This window comes from Thioalkalivibrio sp. ALE10 (assembly GCF_000381385.1).
GTDB lineage: Bacteria > Pseudomonadota > Gammaproteobacteria > Ectothiorhodospirales > Ectothiorhodospiraceae > Thioalkalivibrio.
Map to the genome: position 1 here is coordinate 153189 of NZ_KB906450.1, position 16084 is coordinate 169272.

Genomic DNA, 16084 nt, shown 5'->3' on the forward strand with positions numbered 1-16084 from the left:
CCGCGCCGCGTTCAGAGCCCCTGGCGCAGGGTGCCCAGCAGCTGGCTCATGCTCGCGTCGATGTCCATCTCGACGATCGTGGTGATGGATACAAAGTTCTGCATGGCATTGATGTTGGCGTCGCGCCGCGATGCCAGGCGTATCCGCTCCATCAGGGCACGGTTGACCGTGTTCAGCTCCCGGTGCAGTTCCTGCAGCCCCTCCATGTCCCAGTCCGGCGATGCTTCGCCCTCCCGGCGGTCGAGGTACTGACGGACCAGATACGTCCCCGCCATGCGGTACAGCGTTTCCTCGAGGGTGGCGAACGGCAGGTGGAATTCCGCCAGCGGGCGCAGCCGCGACAGGATCGGGCAGGCGCCCGAGGCCATGATCAGCCCGAACAGCGAGCGCAGGAATTCCTGGACGTCGCATTCTTTCAGATAGCTGCGTGCGGGGGTGTCCACGCGGCCCCGGATGCGTTCCACCGACGGGCTGTCGGCGAAATGCCGGGCGATATCGGCGAACTCGATGGCCGCCGGGCAGTATTCCACGGTGCGCGCGTCCAGCGGACAGTTTTCGCACTGTCGGCATTCCAGGCGGGTCCAGTCCGGATGGGCCTCGTCATTGTGGCGCGCCGGGTCCCGCGAGCGGTGGATATCCACCTGGTAGCACCACTCGCTGCCGTCACTGCGTTCCAGGCGATAGGTGATTTCGCTCATTGCTTTCTCTTCCCGCCGCTTTCACCGTGTTTTTGTGAAGCCTATCACGCCTCGCCGGGCCTGCCGTTCTCCGCCCTCGCGGGCCCCGGCTCGTGCCCCCTGCAAACATGCAGGTAAGTTCGCGCGGTCCGGCTGCTACACTTCGGGAAGGCGTCGGCGGCTGCGGGCGTCCTGCCACCGAGGGAGAGAAAAGGGGAATCATGAACGAGACAACCAGTACGACCGGCGTGCGCGAACTCATCGAGCCGGTTTATCGCGGCAAATTCTGGATGCAGTTGATCGGGGTCATGCTGATCCTGTCCGGGGTGCTCACGGCCCTGTCGATCATCGGCATCATCGTGGCCTGGATCCCGATCTGGGCCGGCGTGGTGCTGATGCAGGCCGCCGGCAGTTTCGCCCGCGCCTACGAGCGCGATGACGAGCTGGAGGCGAAGAATGCCATGGGCCGGCTGCGCACCCACTTCACCATCATGGGCGTGCTCCTGCTGGTCTACATCCTGCTGATGGTGCTGGGTTTCCTGTTCGGCATCGGCGCGGGGATGATGGGCATGAGCGAGCTTCAGGGCATGTAACCCGGGCAGTCGGGTCGCCAGCCGTGGCCCATTGCCTTTTGCGGTCCGTCGTCATAGCTTCTCCGGTATGTCCATCGTCCAGACCGGAGGTTCGTGATGACCCGCTCGCCAGCCGTGCTGTTCGCCGCGTCGCTTCTGCTTCCCGCTTCCGTGCTGGCCGGGCCGGATGCCGGTGAAGCGGAAGCCGATGCCTTCACGCGTGCCTACGCGGATTCCTGTCTGAGCGGAGTGAGCGATCTGGAGGCACTGCGGGCCGAACAGGAGGAAGACGATCTGCTGCGTCCGGAGCTGGCCGCGCCGTTTCTGGGCGGCCAGGAAGGCGAAGCCTGGCGTCTGGAGTCCGAGGCCGGGCGTTTCGTGCTGGCCCTTCCCGAGGGTGACACGTTCTGTGCGGTGCACGCGCGTCGCGCCGATGTCGAGCATGCGCACGAGGCGTTCGTGCGTCTGATCTCGGAGGCCCCCGACCCGATCGAGGCCCGTGAGGTCCGCGATGACACCCGGGATGTGCCGGGGCGCGGCCCGACGCGTACCGTATCCTGGGAATGGGCGGTGCCCGAAGCCCCTCTCAAGCAGCTGTTCACCCTGAGCCTGGCACCGGCCGACGATGACGGCCGGGGCCAGCTGATGGGGTCGGCGGCCCTGGTGACCGCGGACGACGACTGAGCCCCCGGGCGTTGCTCGCCCGGGGCACACTGGCAACACCCACTAAAGAAGGGAGTCATTATGGCAAGTGGACTGGCGAAGGCCGGCGTGGCCGTCGGTGTCGTGGTGCTGGGCGGAGCGGCCTGGGCGGGCGGTGACCGTCTGGTTCAGGCGCAGGCGCAGGACAGCCTGCAGGAGGCGCTCGACCGCTTCGAGGCGGATGCCGCGGCGGTGGACGAGTTCGACGTGATCCGGCTCGCTTATGACCGGGATGCCGGGACGGTCGATTATCGCTTCCGCTACCGCCCGGAGTCCGACAACCCGCTGCACGAGCCGCTGGCGGAACTGCAGGGCACGCCGGAGCCGAGCGTGAGTGCCAGTGGGCGCATGGAGGTCGAGGATTACGGCCTCGCCCGCTGGGTCAGCGGCCAGCCGTTCCGCGCCGCCGGCACGCTGCCGTGGGCCGAGGCGGTGGCGGCCGACCTGCCCGCACTGGAGCAGGATCACTGGGCCACGCTGGAGGTCGCCCATCGCCCCGGGGGCGACACCCGCATCCATCTGCAGGGCACCGGTTATGACGGCGATCTGCTGATGGCCGGCCAGCATCGCATTGGCGAGCTGTCGTGGGACGCCTGGGAGGCCTCCGCACAGATCGCGGGCGAGGCCGGTCTGCAGGCGCTGCACGCCGAGCTGCCCCGGGCCTGGATCGGCGTGCCGGGCGAGGTGGATCTGCGGATCGACGGCCTGCGCATGCGCGGCGACAACCTCGTCATCGTCGACTCGCTGCTGGTGGAAGGCGATTCCGAACTCGCGCTGGACGGGATCGAGGGTGAGTTCGACGACGGGTCTTTCCGCATGCGCGACCTGCGTCTGGCGGGGGTGACCCGCGAGACCGACGGCCGTTCGCGCAGTGACCTGAGTCTGGAGCTGGGCGAGACCCGGGCGGAAGGCCTGACCGGTCTGCAGCAGTTCCGCGCCGAGCTGCATCTGGACCTCGATGCCGCCGCCGTCCGCGAGGCCGGGCGTCTGGGCCGCGAGGTCGAAGCCGGCGTGCACGCGCTGGAGGATGTGGACGCCCTGTATCAGCAGTGGCTGATGGATACCGCCTCGCACGGGGCCGCTCTGGAGCTGCGGGAACTGCGGGTGGTGGACGCCCGGGGCGATGCCCTGGACGGCAGCCTGACGCTGCGGGCCGGCGAGATCCCGCCAGCCGCCTGGCAGGGCCCGGGATTGCTGGAGTATCTGTCGGGTTCGTTGCAGGCGGGCGTGGACCGGGGGCTGATCCGCACCTCGGTGCGCGAGGACATGGCCCTGCGTGAGCCGCATCGGCCGGCGGCGGAGGTGGATCGCGAGGCCGAGGAAATCGTGGCCATGCTGATGCAGGGCGCGCGCGAGTTCCCGCTGTTCACGGTGGAGGATGACCGGGTCCGGCTGGACGTCGAGGTCGCCGAGGGCATGATCGTGGTCGATGGCGAGCCGATGATGGCGGTCACCGACCTGATGATGCTGCTGCAGGGATAGCGATCAGGCGATCTGGTATTTCTTCATGCGGTAGAGCAGGGTGTCGCGGGTCAGCCCCAGCAGGCGGGCGGCCCGCGACCGGTTGCCGGCGGTCTGTTCCAGGGCCTGGCGGATCAGGTCCATCTCCAGGCGCTCCAGGCTGAGCCCTCCCGGCGGGATCACGAACGGCCCGCCGGCCTGGTCCTGCGGGGTCTGCAGCCAGGCATCGGGCAGATCGCCCGGGTTGACCTCGGCACCGCTCATGAAGATTACGCAGCGCTCGACCAGGTTCTTCAGCTCGCGCACGTTGCCGGGCCAGGGCCACTGGCCGAGCCAGCGCAGCAGTGCGGGCGTGAACCGCGGCGGTTCCACGCCGTGGTGTTCCGCCAGTGTGACGCGAAAGTGTTCGGCCAGACGGCGCACGTCTCCCTGGCGGCTGCGCAGCGGCGGCATCTCCAGCGGCACCACCTGCAGGCGATAGTACAGGTCGGCGCGGAAACGCCCGTCGGCCACGCGCTGCTGCAGATCCTGGTGGGTCGCGGCGATCACGCGAACGTCGATCTGTTCCGCCTCGGCCGCGCCCAGCGGCTGGCATTCCCCGTTTTCCAGAAAGCGCAGCAGCTTGGCCTGGGCCCCGGCCGGGAGTTCGGCGATCTCGTCGAGCAGCAGCGTGCCGCCATGTGCCTGGCGCACCAGCCCCGGTTGATGGTCGTTCGCGCCGGTGAAGGCCCCGCGGCGGTGGCCGAACAGTTCGGACTCGACCAGTTCTTCGGGCAGGGCCGCGCAGTTCACCGTGACCAGCGGTCCGTCCGGGCGCCGACTGCGGGCATGGATGTGGCGCGCCAGGTGTTCCTTGCCGGTTCCGCTCTCGCCCAGCACCAGCACCGTGGCATCGGTGGCCGCCACCATGCTGGCCTGACGCAGCACGGCCTGCAGCTCGGGCGAGCTCCCAACGAAATGTTCGGCGGTATTTTCTGATTCGACCAACATCTCCTCCCGGCCGCCAGGCGCTTGCGGCATGACTGCATAGCCTGCCCCAGAGTCCGTGCCCGGGCAAGGGAATCCGTCCGCGTCCGGTTCGCAACTGCGGCGTTTCTCCCATCCGCTGTGGCAAATCCCGCACCGGCCCCGGGGGCTGCCGTGTATGCGTGGCGGTTCCGGCCACCTCCGGTGGTGCTCCCAATGGTGCTTCGGGCGCCGCAGTCCGCCATTCCGGTTTCCCGATCCTTGTTGGTGCCCGTACCTGGCCCCTACCTGGCCCGGTGCTTGCTGGCGAGTCGGTCGCACGACACCAATGACAAGAACAAGGACGGAGAGAAATCATGAAGCATTTGCATGGATTCCGGTGCCGCTGGATCCCCCTGGCGATCGCCGGTGCCGCGGCCGCGCCCGTGGCGGCCGAAGGGCCTTCTGCGCCGCAGGCCGGGGATCCGGCGCGGCTGGCCCCGGTGGTGGTAACGGTTCCCGCCATGGAGGGGCCCGGGCGGGTCAGTACCGATCCACGCCAGCCCCGGCTTCCGTTGCCGGCGCATGATGGCGGGGCGTATCTGGCCTCCATCCCCGGATTCGTGACCAGCCGCAAGGGCGGTACCAGTGGCGATCCGGCCCTGCGAGGCCTGGGAGGCTCGCGACTGTCGCTGCTGCTGGACGACGATCCGGTGCTGGGCGGCTGCGGCGGGCGCATGGACCCGCCCACGGCGTATGCCTATCCGCAGGCCTTTGACCGCATCGAGGTGAGCAAGGGTCCGCAGAGCGTGCGGCACGGTGCCGTGTCGGGCGGTACGGTGCGTTTCGAGCGGGACGCGCCGGTGTTCACGGAGGCCGGGGAGGTCACCGGATTCGCGGGCCTGACCGTCGGGCGTTTCGATCGCACCGACCTGGTGGCGGACGTGGCGACCGGGTCCTCCGCGGGCTATCTGCGTGCCATCGGCACCTTCTCGGATCAGGACGATTACCGCGACGGCGATGGCAACGAGGTCCACTCGCGGTATTCCCGCTGGAGTGGCACCGGGATCGCCGGCTGGCGCCCTGACGAGCAGACCCTCATTGAGTTCACGTATGACCGTTCCGACGCCGAGGCCGCTTACGACGACCGTGGCATGGACGGCGTGCGCTTCGACCGCACCGGCTACAGCCTTGCGCTTACCCGCGATGATCTCGCGCCCTGGTTCGAGACCCTGGAGGCGCGGGTCTTCCGCAACGAGATCGACCATGTGATGGACAACTACACCCTGCGGGAGCCTCCGGGCATGCCCATGGTCAGCTACCCCGAACGCATCACCGAAGGGGCGCGGGTGGCCGGGGATTTCCGGCTGCCGCGGGACATGGCCCTGCACGCCGGGTTCGATTACAGCCGCAACCGCCACAGCGGGAACCGCCTGATGGGGCCGGACGCCTTCGGGTGGCGCGATGTCGCCCGCGAGGATACCGCGCGATTCCGCGACGCAGGGGTGTTCGGCGAACTCGAGATCCCGCTGGATGCGCGGCGCCGCGTGGTGAGCGGCCTGCGGGTTGACCGGACCCGGGCCGAGGCGCAGCGCGACGGCTTTGGTGGCGCCAGCGACGGCGACCGCGAGCGTGCGACCGCCACCAGCGGTTTCCTGCGCTACGAACAGGAGCAGGCGCAGCGGTCGCTGGCCTGGCACGTCGGGATCGGACGTTCGGAGCGTGCGGCGGATTTCTGGGAACGCCGGCGGGTATTCGATCTGGATACCGAGGTCCTGACCCAGCTGGATGCGGGCATTGCCTGGAACGGGCCGCGCCTACGTGCCTCGCTGTCCGGTTTCTACGGCGAGTTCGACGACTACATCCTGGTGGCGCAGCCCGGGGATCGCACGCGCAACGTGGATGCGCGGACCTGGGGCTTCGAAGTGGACGGCGCCTGGGAACTGACGTCGGCGTGGACCGTGAACGCGAGTGCCGCCTGGGTGCGCTCGGAGAACACCACGGACGACGTGCCCCTGGCGCAGACCCCGCCGGCGGAAGCGACGCTGGGTGCGGAGTATGCGTCGGGGACGTATTTCGGCGGGCTGCAGGTCCGCGGCGTGATGCGTCAGGACCGCATCCACGAGGATCACGGTACGATCTACAGCCTGGACACCGGAGAGACCTCGGGCTTTGCCACCGTCGCGCTGTACGGCGGGGTGGAGCTGTTCGGGAACTCGCAGCTGACCGTGGGCGTGGACAACCTGTTCGATCGCACCTATAGCGAGCACATCCAGCGCGGCAGTGCCGAACTGGGAGCGGCCACCCGGCCGGTCAACGAGCCCGGGCGGACCGTCTGGGCCCAGTGGAATGTTGAATTCTGAAAAATGAAAGAGTGGAGGAGCATCGCATGATCCATTGGCTGCAGTGTTTTCGCCCGGGCCGTGCGGCCCTGACCGGTGCCGCATTCCTGGCACTGGTCGCCACCGGCGCCACGGCCGGAGAACCGGCTCACGGCACGGACGAGGCCTTCGCCTGCGACTGTCCGGAGGGCCTGGAAATCGTGTCCGAGCCCTGGGTGCGCATGATGCCGCCGGGCATGGGCTCGACCGCGGCGTATCTGACCCTTGCCAACCATACCGACGAGGACATCGAGCTGGTCCGGGGCGAATCGCCGGTCGCCGGGGTCACCGAGCTGCACGACCACGTGCAGGATGACGCAGGCGTGATGCGCATGCGCGAGGTCGAGGCCATCACCATCCCGGCCGGCGGGAAGACCGCGCTGGAGCCGGGTGGCCTGCACGTGATGCTGATCGATCTGCATGAACCGCTGGAGCGGGATCAGCGTGTGTCGGTCACCCTGGAGACGGCCGCGGGCGAAACCGCGCGCTTCGAGGCCACGGTACGCGATGGTGACGGGTCGCGCCATGGCCACGGGTCCGGTCACCACGGGCACTGAGGATTGATCCAGATCGTTGTGACCCTCCCGGGGGTGCGGGCATACTCCATCCCGTATGTCCATTCACGGGGGGAGCATGAACGAGCATTCCGAGGGACGGGGCGAGGGCCGCGACCGTAACGGCCCGCAGGGCACCATGCTGTTTCAGCGCGGCGAACTGCCCGAGGCCCCGCCGGAGCCCGCCGGCACCGAGGTCGAGGAGAGTGACCTTCCGGTGCTGGTGGGGGTCGCCGAGCCGTTCAAGCAGCAACGCCTGCTCATGCGCCCCGGCCGCCATTCGCTGGGGCGTCAGTCCGACAACGACATCGTCCTGCAGGAGCCGAGCGTGTCCTCCCAGCACGCCTGGGTCATCAACGAGGACGGCGAATGCCGGGTGATGAACCTGCTCTCCACCAATGGCACCTGGGTCAACGGCGAGCGGGTGCACGAGGCCACGCTCCGTGAGGGCGACCGCGTGCGCTTCGGCGGGGCCGAATTCGTGTTTCATCACCGGGATCATGCCGGGGCCGGTCTGCCCCTGGCCGGCCGCCGTCCGCGCTGGCGAGCCTGGCTGGCGGGCGGTGCCGCGGTGCTGGTGGTGGCGGTGCTGGTACGGATCGGGCTGGAGGTCCTGGCCTGATTCATGCGCCGCTTCGGCCGGTACGAAGTAGGGGAGGAGCTGGGCCGCGGCGCGATGGCGACGGTCCATCAGGGGTATGACCCGCAGATCCGTCGGACTCTGGCCATCAAGATCCTGCATGACGACTACGCCTGCGATCCGGAATACCGCCAGCGCTTCCTGACCGAGGCCCGTGCCGCGGGTACGCTGACCCACCCGGGTATTGTCACGGTCTTCGACGTGGGCGAAGCCGAGGGCCGTCCGTTCATCGCCATGGAGCTGGTGGAGGGGCAGACGCTGGATGCCTACGCCGAACAGTTCCGTCCACTGCTGCTGCGCAACTTTCTCAAGGTGGCGCAGCAGCTGGCCGAGGCGCTGGATTATGCGCACCGGCACGGGGTCATCCATCGCGACATCAAGCCGGAAAACATCCTCGTCACCAGTGCCACGGTCAACATCAAGGTGATGGATTTCGGCATTGCCGAGACTTTGTTCGACCCCGAATGGCGCGCCGAGGACCACACCGCGTCGGCCGGGACCCCCCATTACATGGCCCCCGAGCTGATCCGCGGCGGTGATGCCGACGGTCGCAGCGATCTGTGGTCGATGGGCGTGGTGCTGTACGAACTGCTCACCGGGCATCGGCCGTTTCTCGATGGCGAGGCCGGTCGGGTCCTGCAGCGGGTCCTGGAAGAGCCGGTGCCGGAACCCCGGCCGATCATCCGCGACTGCCCGGAAGACCTGGTCGCGTTGGTGCGCCGGCTGCTGGAACGCGACCCGTCCCGGCGGTATCAGTCGGCCGCCGAGCTGCTGGTGGACCTGCAGCGCATCGAGGACGAGCGCGCCGAACGCGAACGCGCCGGAGCCGGGCGCCGCATCGTGCCTCTGCGCCTGCGCTGGACCGCGGTGATGGGGGCTCTGGTCGCGGTCACGCTGGCGGTGGGTGCCTTCCTGGTGCAGCAGAAACAGAACGAGGTGATGACCGACCTCGCTTTCGATTACGGCTCCACGCTCGCGGGCACCATCGCGGTGGAGAGCGCCGAGGATCTGCTGCTGGAGGATTCCATCGCGATGCAGGCGCGCCTGCGCGACATGCAGGCCAATCGCGAGATCGAACTGCTGTCCGTCAGCGATCGGCACGGACGTATCGTCGCCAGCTCCGATCCGGAGGCGCTGGGCGAGCCGCGCAACGAGCCGCCAGCCGAGGATCTTCTGCTCTCGCGCGACGGGCGCACGGTATGGTCCACCGCCGGTCCGGACGGCAACGACGTGTTCCTGTTCGAGGCGCCGGTGCGGTTCCAGGATTTCGAACTCGGGCATCTGCAGGTCGCGCTCAGTACCTCTTCGCTGCAGGAAGCGGGGCGCACCACCATGATGGCGCTGCTCATGCTGACGGTGGTGACCGTGCTGGCGGTGCTGCTGGGCGTCTATGTCTTTGCCCGGCGCCTGCAGGTGCCGATGGAAACCCTGCGCGGCGCGCTGGACCAGATCGCTCAGGGGCGGCTGGATACCCGTATCCGGGTGCGGCGGCGGGACGACTTCGAACGCGTATTCTCCGCCTACAACGCCATGGCGGATTCGCTGGAAGCGCGGGTCAAGCGGGCGGCTGCGGACCCGGCGCCGTCGGGGCACAAGGACGATGCCTCCGCCACGCGGACCATGCCAGTGGCTCCACCGGAACGGCCGCCCGGCGCGGACCCGGGCGGCGACGAACGCAGCGGATAGTCCGCCGCGGTCCGGCCGGTTACTCCATGTTCTCCAGGCGCCGCTGCAGCTCGCGGGCGCGCAGGCGATAGCCTTCCGCCGCGTCGAAGTCGGGATCGAGCTCGAGCGCGGCATCCCACAGCTCAATGGCCCGCTCGAGTTCCTGGTTGCGGTAGTGGACGATCGCGGCGGAGTGCAGGGTCTCCGCTTCCGCGCGCCGCAGACGCGCCAGTTCGGTTCGTGCCGGTTCGCGCCCGGGTTCCGCCTCGAGTGCGCGTTCCAGCCAGTCCCTGGCCGCGTCCGCGTCGTCCCGGTCTCGCGCATCCAGGCCGCGCCGTTCGTAATGGGCCGCCGCGGCCTCCCGTTCCAGCGGGTCGAGCCAGTCGTCCCAGGCCTCCCCGGGGGCGGCTTCCCGGGCGGCCCGTGCGGTCTCGTAGGCCGCTTCGTGGCGCCCGGCGTCGAGGTCGGCGCGGATGGTCATGCGGTAGGACTCCCCGCGTTCGCCCGAGCCGTCTTCCGCGCCTGCGTCCAGGGCCTGCAGCTGCTCGTCGAGATCGGGGGTGACACCGGGCTCGCCGGCGTCCTGCGGGTCGGCGGGCGAGGGAACCCGCAGCTGCTGACCGACGGTCAGGTGTTCCGGCCGCCGGATGTCGTTGAGCCGAGCCAGGATCACGAACTGCGTGGCGTCGCCGGTGTAGCGCCTGGCGATCAGACCCAGGGTCTCCCCCGCCTCCACGGTATGCCGGGTCTCGCCGTCGGCGAGCAGCGTTTCCGGGTCCTCCTTGAGTTGACGTTGCAGCGAGCGCGCGGTGGGGTCCTCGGGGCGGGATTCCCGGAACTGCTCCAGCATGGCCTCCGCCCGGTCCCATTCGCCTGCCTGCAGCCGGTTCAGGATGCCCGCAAGGGTCGGCGGCGAGGCGCGTTCTTCGTCCGACCGGGCTGCTTCCGGCGGTTCATCCGTCGCTTGCGGGTCCCGGGTCGGTTCCGGGTCTGCGTCCGGTTCCTGTTCCAGCAGTGCACAGCCGCCCGTCAGGGACAGCAGGGACAGCAGCAACAGCGCGCGGACGAAACGGGAGGGGGGCATCGGGCGATCCATTATGTGAACGGCTTCACTTTTTCTGCAGTATGCGGGTTTGGTGATTTCCGCTCATCCGCCGCCGACCGGCCAGAACAGGATCGCCAGCACCGCCAGCAGGATGATCCCGCCCAGCAGCGTCGACGGGACCAGCGACCCGCCCCGATGGCGCAGGCGATCGAAGCCCCGGGGGGCGCTACTGCGCCAGGCGGCCACGGCGATGTTGTCGCCGCGCGGGCCCCCGCGCCTGGCGGCTACCCGCACCGCCTCGTCGAGCCCGCGGGACAGGTCATCGGACACCAGCAGGCCCGCCATCTCCGCCGGCTCGATCTGTTCCCAGAAACCGTCGGTGCACAGCAGGAACGCGGAGTCCGGATGGCGTTTCGCGTGTCCGTGGTCCAGGCGCAGGCCTCCGGGCATGCCCAGCGCCGCGAGCAGGTGGTTCTGATCCGGGTGGGTGGCCATCTCCTGCTCGCGGATCATTCCGGCCTCGAACAGCTCCTGCACCCGCGAGTGGTCGCGGGTGCGTTCGATCAGGCGCGTGCCACGGAAATGCAGCAGGCGGCTGTCCCCGCAGTGCACCCACCACGCACCGGACTCATCGACGAACAGCACCACCAGGGTACTCCCGGGCGGGGCGGTGTCGTCGGTGATTTCCGCGCGCAGGGCGTCGTGGGCCGCGCGGGCAACGGTTTCCAGCCAGCGGGCCGGACGCGTGGGCATGCCGTTGCACTGCTCCCAGTGCGCCTCGATGGTGGCGATGGCGGTATGCGAGGCCCAGGCCCCGGCCGCGTGGCCGCCCATGCCGTCGGCGACGGCCAGCAGTGCGCGGCGACCGTCGTCGGAGACCCGGACGGTGACGGCATCCTGCTGTTCGGGGCGCGCCCCGATGTCGCTGGCGGAGGCGGTTTCCATGTCCGAGTCCGGCGGGAGGGATGAAGACCCTGCCATGATGCCGGTTTCGGGGATTGCGGGACACCCCCGGGCGGGAGAGTACGAAACGGGTGACACGGCCCCGGTGGCATCCGGGGCCGCGGAGGATCCGGACGGATCCGGGTAGGGTCAGTCGCTGCGGTGGATCTTGTCGGCGTTCATCTCGCGGCTCCACGGCAGGCCGGAGTTCTGCCAGCCGTTCTTCAGGCGGAAGCCGGCGCGTTCGCCTTCGCTGATGGCGTCGCCCTGGAAGCCGTTGACCACGTAACGGGCGTTGGGAAAGCCGTTCTCGCGCAGGAATGCCGCGCTGGGCTCTCCGCGTTCGCTGCCGGAGCGGCACATGGTGATGATCGTGGCGTCGCGGTTCAGACCGCGCTCTTCCAGCGCCGCGTCGATCTGGTCGACGAAGTCGGGGTTACGCGAGGGGTTGAAGCGGTTCTTCTCGTCATCCCAGTCGTGGCGGTCCACCAGCAGGAAGGGGATGTTGAGATCGACCTCGTCGGTGAAGCCCACGAACATGATCTCGACCGGGTCGCGGACATCGATGAACAGGACGTCATCGCCGTCTTCCTGCACCAGGTTGTAGGTCGCCTGCGGCGAGATCCCGAATTCGTGGACGTCGTCGGCCACGGCGGTGGCGGGCAGGGCGAGGGCCAGGCCCAGAGTCAGGGCGGCGAGGGTACGCTGCATGCTTCTCTCCAGTATTTATTAGGGAATCCTAATATACATGCAGCGCCGTGATCCCGGGAAAATGACCCGGCCCCCGAGGGGGTATGAGGCCGGGGCGGATCAGCCGGTCGCCCCCAGCCAGAATTCGATGGAACGCCCGAGGAATTCCTCGGAGGTCATGTAGTGCGAGCCGTCGCAGGAGAAGGTCAGGCTGACCATGCCGTTGAACAGGTTGAGCGACGCGGAACGCAGATACACGGTGTCGTCGGCGAAACGCAGGGTCCGCAGGCCGTCCAGCACCCGGCCGATGTCCCGTTGCGGGATCAGTGCCTCCTCCGGGTAGGGCTCGTGGGGGAAGGCCAGACAGACATCCGGGTCGGCCAGCGACTCGTGGGTCAGGATGCGGTAGCGATACGGATCCTCGGTGGTCCACAGGGTCGCGCGCGAGCTGGAGAAGTGGAACACGCCCTGGAACACGCCCCGCTCGGTGAACAGCTCCTCCAGGATGGCCAGCGCGGTGTCCATGTTGCGGTCCATCAGGCTTTCGGTGCGGCTCTGCTGGAACAGCGTGCCGCGGATCGACGGGTCGCCCTTGATCTGACGCCACTCGCTGGATTCCTCGTACAGGTCCTCCGACAGGTCCGGCAGGTTGCGCAGGTCGAAGTCCGCGCCGAGGAAACCCAGGGCCCGGCCGTTGTCGTCGCGGACGAGCTGCAGGGCGGTCAGCGACGGGCGCCGCCCCAGCAGGCTGATATAGGCCTCGGACAGCAGGAAACCGTCGGCCGGCACGGCCTCCTTCATGTATGGCCGCTGCGAGCGGTCGCGGCCGAAGTGCTCGGGCAGCACGCCGCTGCGGGAGATGTTATCGGACAGCTGGATCCCGCGGGTGTTGAGCGCGTACATGAATGTGGCCTCGGGGATCCGCCGGATCCCGTCCTCCAGGATCGAGTCCAGTTCCTCGCGCCGGGGCCAGGCCGGCACCAGGCGCGCCGCGATCCCGCTCAGCGGCTCATGCAGCCGCTCTTCCAGGTACTCCCGCTGGTGCTCGATGGCCTGTTTCAGTTCGTTCATGGTGCGTTTCCGATTCCTTTTGGTGCGCGCGCATTATCCCCGAACCGGGTTTTCACTGTCGTGACCGGCCCTCCCGAGCATTCAGCGGTTTTGTCAGCAGGATTCGTGCCCGCCGTCAGCTCCGCAGGTCTTTCCGTCGGCGCGAGCGCCGCCACAGCCATGCGCCGCCGATCACGGCGGCCAGCAGCAGGGCCGCGGCCGCGGGCCAGACATGCTCCGGCGAGCTCAGATAATGCAGCAGGGAATGGCCGTCGCCGTGCCCATGTCCGGGGTGCGCGAGCGCCGGACTGGAGGCCAGGGCCAGCGGGGCGAGAGCGAGGGGGCGAAGGGTCATGGTCGGTCTCCGGTGGTGTGGCGGGCCCGACCAACGATAGCGCGTGCCGGCGCGGTTTTCAGCAGATGCGCGGGAGCTGTTCTCCGGCCGGCAGGACCAGCCGGCGTTCCACGCCGGTGGCCAGGCGCCGGATCACCGCGGGGTCGCCGGCCGCGGCCCGGCCGATGGCGACCGTGTCCCGGGTCTCGGGAACGGATCGCAGGATCGCCAGTGCCTGCTCGGCATGGTCCGCCGGGACGGCCGCGAGGAACCGCCCCTCACAGGCCGAGTGCAGCGGGTCCAGCCCGAGGATCTCGCAGGCCCCGCGCACGTCTTCGCGTACGGGGATGGCCGCATCGTCCAGCACCAGGCGGCAGCCGGAGACCTCGGCCAGCTCCTGCAGCGCGGCCAGCGTGCCGCCGCGGGTGGGGTCGCGCAGTGCATGTACCGGCACACCGGCGTCCAGCAGGGCCGCCACGCCCGCGGCCACCGACGTGCTGTCGCTGGGAACCGGCGGCTCGAGGCCGAGGTTCTCGCGGGCGGCGAGAATGGCCACGCCATGGCGCCCGAGATCGCCGCTGGCCAGCAGCACGTCGCCCGGCCGGATCGCGCTCGGTTCGATGCCAACCCCGTCCGGGACCACGCCCGCGCCGCTCGTGTTGATGTAGACCCCGTCACCATGCCCGGCCTCGACCACCTTGGTGTCGCCGGCCACCACCTGCACACCACATTCTTCGGCGGCCGCGCTTACGGAGGCGAGGACGCGGCGCAGGTCCTCCAGCGGGAGCCCCTCCTCGAGGATCAGCCCCAGCGTCAGCCACAGCGGACGCGCCCCGGCCATCGCCAGGTCGTTGACCGTGCCGTGCACCGCGAGGCGGCCGATGTCGCCGCCGGGAAAGAACAGCGGCCGCACCACGAAGCTGTCGGTGGTCATGGCCAGGCGCCCGCCTGGCGCATCGAGTACGGCGGCATCGGGGGCGCCGCAGGCGCGGGCGCCCAGGGCCGGCAGGATCACCTCGTCCAGCAGCTTCGCCTGCAGCCGGCCCCCGCCACCATGCGCCAGCCGCACGACCTCGGCGGTCATGTTTCGCCCCGGTAGTGGAGGTAGGCCGCGCAGGCCCCCTCGGAGGAGACCATCGGCGCTCCCAAGGGGTGATCCGGGGTGCATTCGCGGCCGAAGGCCGGACAGTCGGTGGGTCGGCTCAGCCCGCGCAGCACCTGGCCGGCGATACAGGGACCGTCTCCTCCGGATCCGGTCCCGGCCAGGTCAAAGCGCTTCAGGGCATCGAAGCGCGCGAATTCCGGGCGCAGGGCCAGGCCGCTGGCGGGCAGGCGGCCCATGCCGCGCCACTCGCGTTCCATCGGCTCGAAAACGCGGCTGACCGCATCGCGCGCGGCGGCGTTGCCGTCATCGCGGGCGGCGCGGTCGTAGCGGTTCTCCACCCGCGCTTCGCCGCGTTCCAGCTGCTCCACGCAGGCCCGAATCCCGGCCAGCAGGTCCACCGGCTCGAAGCCCGTCACCACGATGGGAACCCCGAAGTGTTCGGCGATCGTCCGGTAGGCGGTCGCGCCCTCCACGGTGCAGACGTGTCCGGCGGCCAGAAAGCCCTGGATGCGACTGGCCGGATCGGTGAGCAGAGCCTCCATCGCCGGCGGTACCAGCGAGTGCGAGACCAGCAGCGACAGGTTGGTCAGGCCCAGGGCCTCGGCCTGCAGCACCGCGATGGCGGCGGCCGGGGCGGTGGTCTCGAAGCCCACCGCCAGCAGCACCACCTCGCGCTGCGGGTGTTCGCGCGCCAGCGCCACCGCATCCAGCGGCGAGTAGATCACGCGCACCTCCCCGCCGGCCGCGCGCGCGGCGTTCAGATCGCCCAGCGCTCCGGGCACGCGCAGCATGTCGCCGAAGGTGCACAACATCACCTCCGGGCGGCGGGTCAGCAGCACGGCCCGGTCCAGGGTCTCGGCGGGGGTCACGCAGACCGGGCAGCCGGGCCCGTGGAGCGGCTCGACCGTATCCGCCAGCAGCTCGTCCAGCCCGTGGCGCAGGATCGCGTGGGTCTGGCCGCCGCAGACCTCCATCAGCGTCCAGCGTCGGCTGCAGGCCGCACGGATCGCCTCGACCTGCTGCAGGATGAGCGCTGGGTCGCGGTATTCGTCGAGGTGCTTCACGGACCCTCCGGAGCGGACGGATCGTGCCCGGGGATCTCGCGCAGGGCGGCCAGGGTGCGTTCGGCGGCCGCCTCGTCGACGGTGGCGATCGCGATGCCGGCGTGCACCAGCACGTAGTCGCCGGGCCCGGCCTCCGGCGTACAGGCCAGCGACACCGTGCGGGTGACCCCGCCGAAGGCCACGCGGGCCTGGCGGAACAGCGGATCGTCCGCTTCCTCCACATGGTCGATGCGGCCGGGGATGGCCAGGCACATGGT

Annotated in this window: 17 protein-coding genes; 7 read left to right on the forward strand and 10 right to left on the reverse strand. The window is 69.5% G+C overall.

Features of this window, described 5'->3' with window-relative positions; genetic code table 11:
• Positions 1 to 11: 11 nt before the first annotated feature.
• On the reverse strand, positions 12 to 698 hold the full coding sequence (locus F788_RS0100765) for a hypothetical protein (protein WP_019588945.1): 687 nt from the start codon (positions 696 to 698) through the stop codon (positions 12 to 14).
• 200 nt (positions 699 to 898) lie between these two features.
• Here F788_RS0100765 and F788_RS0100770 point away from each other — a divergent pair, with 200 nt between their 5' ends.
• The 3 genes from F788_RS0100770 to F788_RS0100780 all read left to right on the forward strand — a co-directional run bounded on the left by F788_RS0100770 (position 899) and on the right by F788_RS0100780 (position 3433).
• Positions 899 to 1270 (forward strand): DUF5362 family protein, encoded by a 372-nt coding sequence (locus F788_RS0100770; protein WP_018868833.1) that lies wholly within the window; start codon positions 899 to 901, stop codon positions 1268 to 1270.
• A gap of 96 nt (positions 1271 to 1366) precedes the next feature.
• Complete coding sequence (locus tag F788_RS0100775; protein WP_019588946.1) at positions 1367 to 1933, forward strand: hypothetical protein; 567 nt, start codon at positions 1367 to 1369, stop codon at positions 1931 to 1933.
• Between the two features lie 60 nt (positions 1934 to 1993).
• Positions 1994 to 3433, forward strand: a complete 1440-nt coding sequence (locus F788_RS0100780; protein ID WP_019588947.1) for a DUF945 family protein — start codon at positions 1994 to 1996, stop codon at positions 3431 to 3433.
• Between the two features lie 3 nt (positions 3434 to 3436).
• On the opposite strand, the gene F788_RS0100785 is transcribed toward F788_RS0100780, so the two are convergent.
• Positions 3437 to 4402, reverse strand: a complete 966-nt coding sequence (locus tag F788_RS0100785) for a sigma-54-dependent Fis family transcriptional regulator (protein ID WP_019592824.1) — start codon at positions 4400 to 4402, stop codon at positions 3437 to 3439.
• 332 nt (positions 4403 to 4734) lie between these two features.
• Here F788_RS0100785 and F788_RS0100790 point away from each other — a divergent pair, with 332 nt between their 5' ends.
• The 4 genes from F788_RS0100790 (at position 4735) to F788_RS0100805 (ending at position 9618) form a co-directional block, all read left to right on the forward strand.
• The gene (locus F788_RS0100790; protein WP_019588949.1) at positions 4735 to 6720 is read left to right on the forward strand and encodes a TonB-dependent copper receptor; all 1986 of its coding nucleotides are present in this window, start codon (positions 4735 to 4737) and stop codon (positions 6718 to 6720) included.
• A gap of 26 nt (positions 6721 to 6746) precedes the next feature.
• Positions 6747 to 7295 carry a copper chaperone PCu(A)C gene (locus F788_RS0100795; RefSeq protein ID WP_018868828.1) on the forward strand — a complete coding sequence of 183 codons (549 nt, stop codon included), beginning with the start codon at positions 6747 to 6749 and terminating at the stop codon, positions 7293 to 7295.
• 76 nt (positions 7296 to 7371) lie between these two features.
• Positions 7372 to 7914: an FHA domain-containing protein gene (locus tag F788_RS0100800; protein ID WP_018868827.1), complete on the forward strand. Its 543-nt coding sequence runs from the start codon at positions 7372 to 7374 to the stop codon at positions 7912 to 7914.
• 3 nt (positions 7915 to 7917) lie between these two features.
• On the forward strand, positions 7918 to 9618 hold the full coding sequence (locus F788_RS0100805) for a serine/threonine-protein kinase (protein ID WP_019588950.1): 1701 nt from the start codon (positions 7918 to 7920) through the stop codon (positions 9616 to 9618).
• 19 nt (positions 9619 to 9637) lie between these two features.
• Here F788_RS0100805 and F788_RS0100810 read toward each other — a convergent pair whose 3' ends face one another.
• The 8 genes from F788_RS0100810 to F788_RS0100845 all read right to left on the reverse strand — a co-directional run bounded on the left by F788_RS0100810 (position 9638) and on the right by F788_RS0100845 (position 16081).
• Positions 9638 to 10681: a LysM peptidoglycan-binding domain-containing protein gene (locus F788_RS0100810; protein WP_019588951.1), complete on the reverse strand. Its 1044-nt coding sequence runs from the start codon at positions 10679 to 10681 to the stop codon at positions 9638 to 9640.
• Between the two features lie 63 nt (positions 10682 to 10744).
• A complete protein-coding gene (locus tag F788_RS0100815) occupies positions 10745 to 11587 on the reverse strand; it encodes a PP2C family serine/threonine-protein phosphatase (RefSeq protein ID WP_019588952.1) in 843 nt (280 codons plus the stop codon).
• A gap of 147 nt (positions 11588 to 11734) precedes the next feature.
• Positions 11735 to 12295 (reverse strand): rhodanese-like domain-containing protein, encoded by a 561-nt coding sequence (locus tag F788_RS0100820; protein WP_019022597.1) that lies wholly within the window; start codon positions 12293 to 12295, stop codon positions 11735 to 11737.
• Between the two features lie 99 nt (positions 12296 to 12394).
• Positions 12395 to 13345, reverse strand: coding sequence for a PDC sensor domain-containing protein (locus F788_RS0100825; RefSeq protein WP_018868822.1), 951 nt, complete (start codon positions 13343 to 13345; stop codon positions 12395 to 12397).
• Positions 13346 to 13460: 115 nt separating this feature from the next.
• Positions 13461 to 13679: a hypothetical protein gene (locus tag F788_RS0100830; protein WP_019588953.1), complete on the reverse strand. Its 219-nt coding sequence runs from the start codon at positions 13677 to 13679 to the stop codon at positions 13461 to 13463.
• Positions 13680 to 13737: 58 nt separating this feature from the next.
• Positions 13738 to 14742, reverse strand: a complete 1005-nt coding sequence (gene hypE, locus F788_RS0100835; RefSeq protein ID WP_019588954.1) for a hydrogenase expression/formation protein HypE — start codon at positions 14740 to 14742, stop codon at positions 13738 to 13740.
• Complete coding sequence (gene hypD, locus F788_RS0100840) at positions 14739 to 15827, reverse strand: hydrogenase formation protein HypD (RefSeq protein WP_019588955.1); 1089 nt, start codon at positions 15825 to 15827, stop codon at positions 14739 to 14741. The genes hypE and hypD overlap by 4 nt, the downstream gene beginning before the upstream one ends.
• Entirely contained in the window at positions 15824 to 16081 is a 258-nt protein-coding gene (locus tag F788_RS0100845; protein WP_019588956.1) for a HypC/HybG/HupF family hydrogenase formation chaperone, read from the reverse strand. The genes hypD and F788_RS0100845 overlap by 4 nt, the downstream gene beginning before the upstream one ends.
• Positions 16082 to 16084: the final 3 nt, after the last annotated feature.

Excerpts from the sequence above, each read along its gene's own strand:
- F788_RS0100765 (WP_019588945.1), bottom strand. The coding sequence starts at position 698 with ATGAGCGAAATCACCTATCGCCTGGAACGCAGTGACGGCAGCGAGTGG.
- F788_RS0100770 (WP_018868833.1), top strand. The coding sequence starts at position 899 with ATGAACGAGACAACCAGTACGACCGGCGTGCGCGAACTCATCGAGCCG.
- F788_RS0100775 (WP_019588946.1), top strand. The coding sequence starts at position 1,367 with ATGACCCGCTCGCCAGCCGTGCTGTTCGCCGCGTCGCTTCTGCTTCCC.
- F788_RS0100780 (WP_019588947.1), top strand. The coding sequence starts at position 1,994 with ATGGCAAGTGGACTGGCGAAGGCCGGCGTGGCCGTCGGTGTCGTGGTG.
- F788_RS0100785 (WP_019592824.1), bottom strand. The coding sequence starts at position 4,402 with ATGTTGGTCGAATCAGAAAATACCGCCGAACATTTCGTTGGGAGCTCG.
- F788_RS0100790 (WP_019588949.1), top strand. The coding sequence starts at position 4,735 with ATGAAGCATTTGCATGGATTCCGGTGCCGCTGGATCCCCCTGGCGATC.
- F788_RS0100795 (WP_018868828.1), top strand. The coding sequence starts at position 6,747 with ATGATCCATTGGCTGCAGTGTTTTCGCCCGGGCCGTGCGGCCCTGACC.
- F788_RS0100800 (WP_018868827.1), top strand. The coding sequence starts at position 7,372 with ATGAACGAGCATTCCGAGGGACGGGGCGAGGGCCGCGACCGTAACGGC.
- F788_RS0100805 (WP_019588950.1), top strand. The coding sequence starts at position 7,918 with ATGCGCCGCTTCGGCCGGTACGAAGTAGGGGAGGAGCTGGGCCGCGGC.
- F788_RS0100810 (WP_019588951.1), bottom strand. The coding sequence starts at position 10,681 with ATGCCCCCCTCCCGTTTCGTCCGCGCGCTGTTGCTGCTGTCCCTGCTG.
- F788_RS0100815 (WP_019588952.1), bottom strand. The coding sequence starts at position 11,587 with ATGGAAACCGCCTCCGCCAGCGACATCGGGGCGCGCCCCGAACAGCAG.
- F788_RS0100820 (WP_019022597.1), bottom strand. The coding sequence starts at position 12,295 with ATGCAGCGTACCCTCGCCGCCCTGACTCTGGGCCTGGCCCTCGCCCTG.
- F788_RS0100825 (WP_018868822.1), bottom strand. The coding sequence starts at position 13,345 with ATGAACGAACTGAAACAGGCCATCGAGCACCAGCGGGAGTACCTGGAA.
- F788_RS0100830 (WP_019588953.1), bottom strand. The coding sequence starts at position 13,679 with ATGACCCTTCGCCCCCTCGCTCTCGCCCCGCTGGCCCTGGCCTCCAGT.
- hypE (WP_019588954.1), bottom strand. The coding sequence starts at position 14,742 with ATGACCGCCGAGGTCGTGCGGCTGGCGCATGGTGGCGGGGGCCGGCTG.
- F788_RS0100845 (WP_019588956.1), bottom strand. The coding sequence starts at position 16,081 with ATGTGCCTGGCCATCCCCGGCCGCATCGACCATGTGGAGGAAGCGGAC.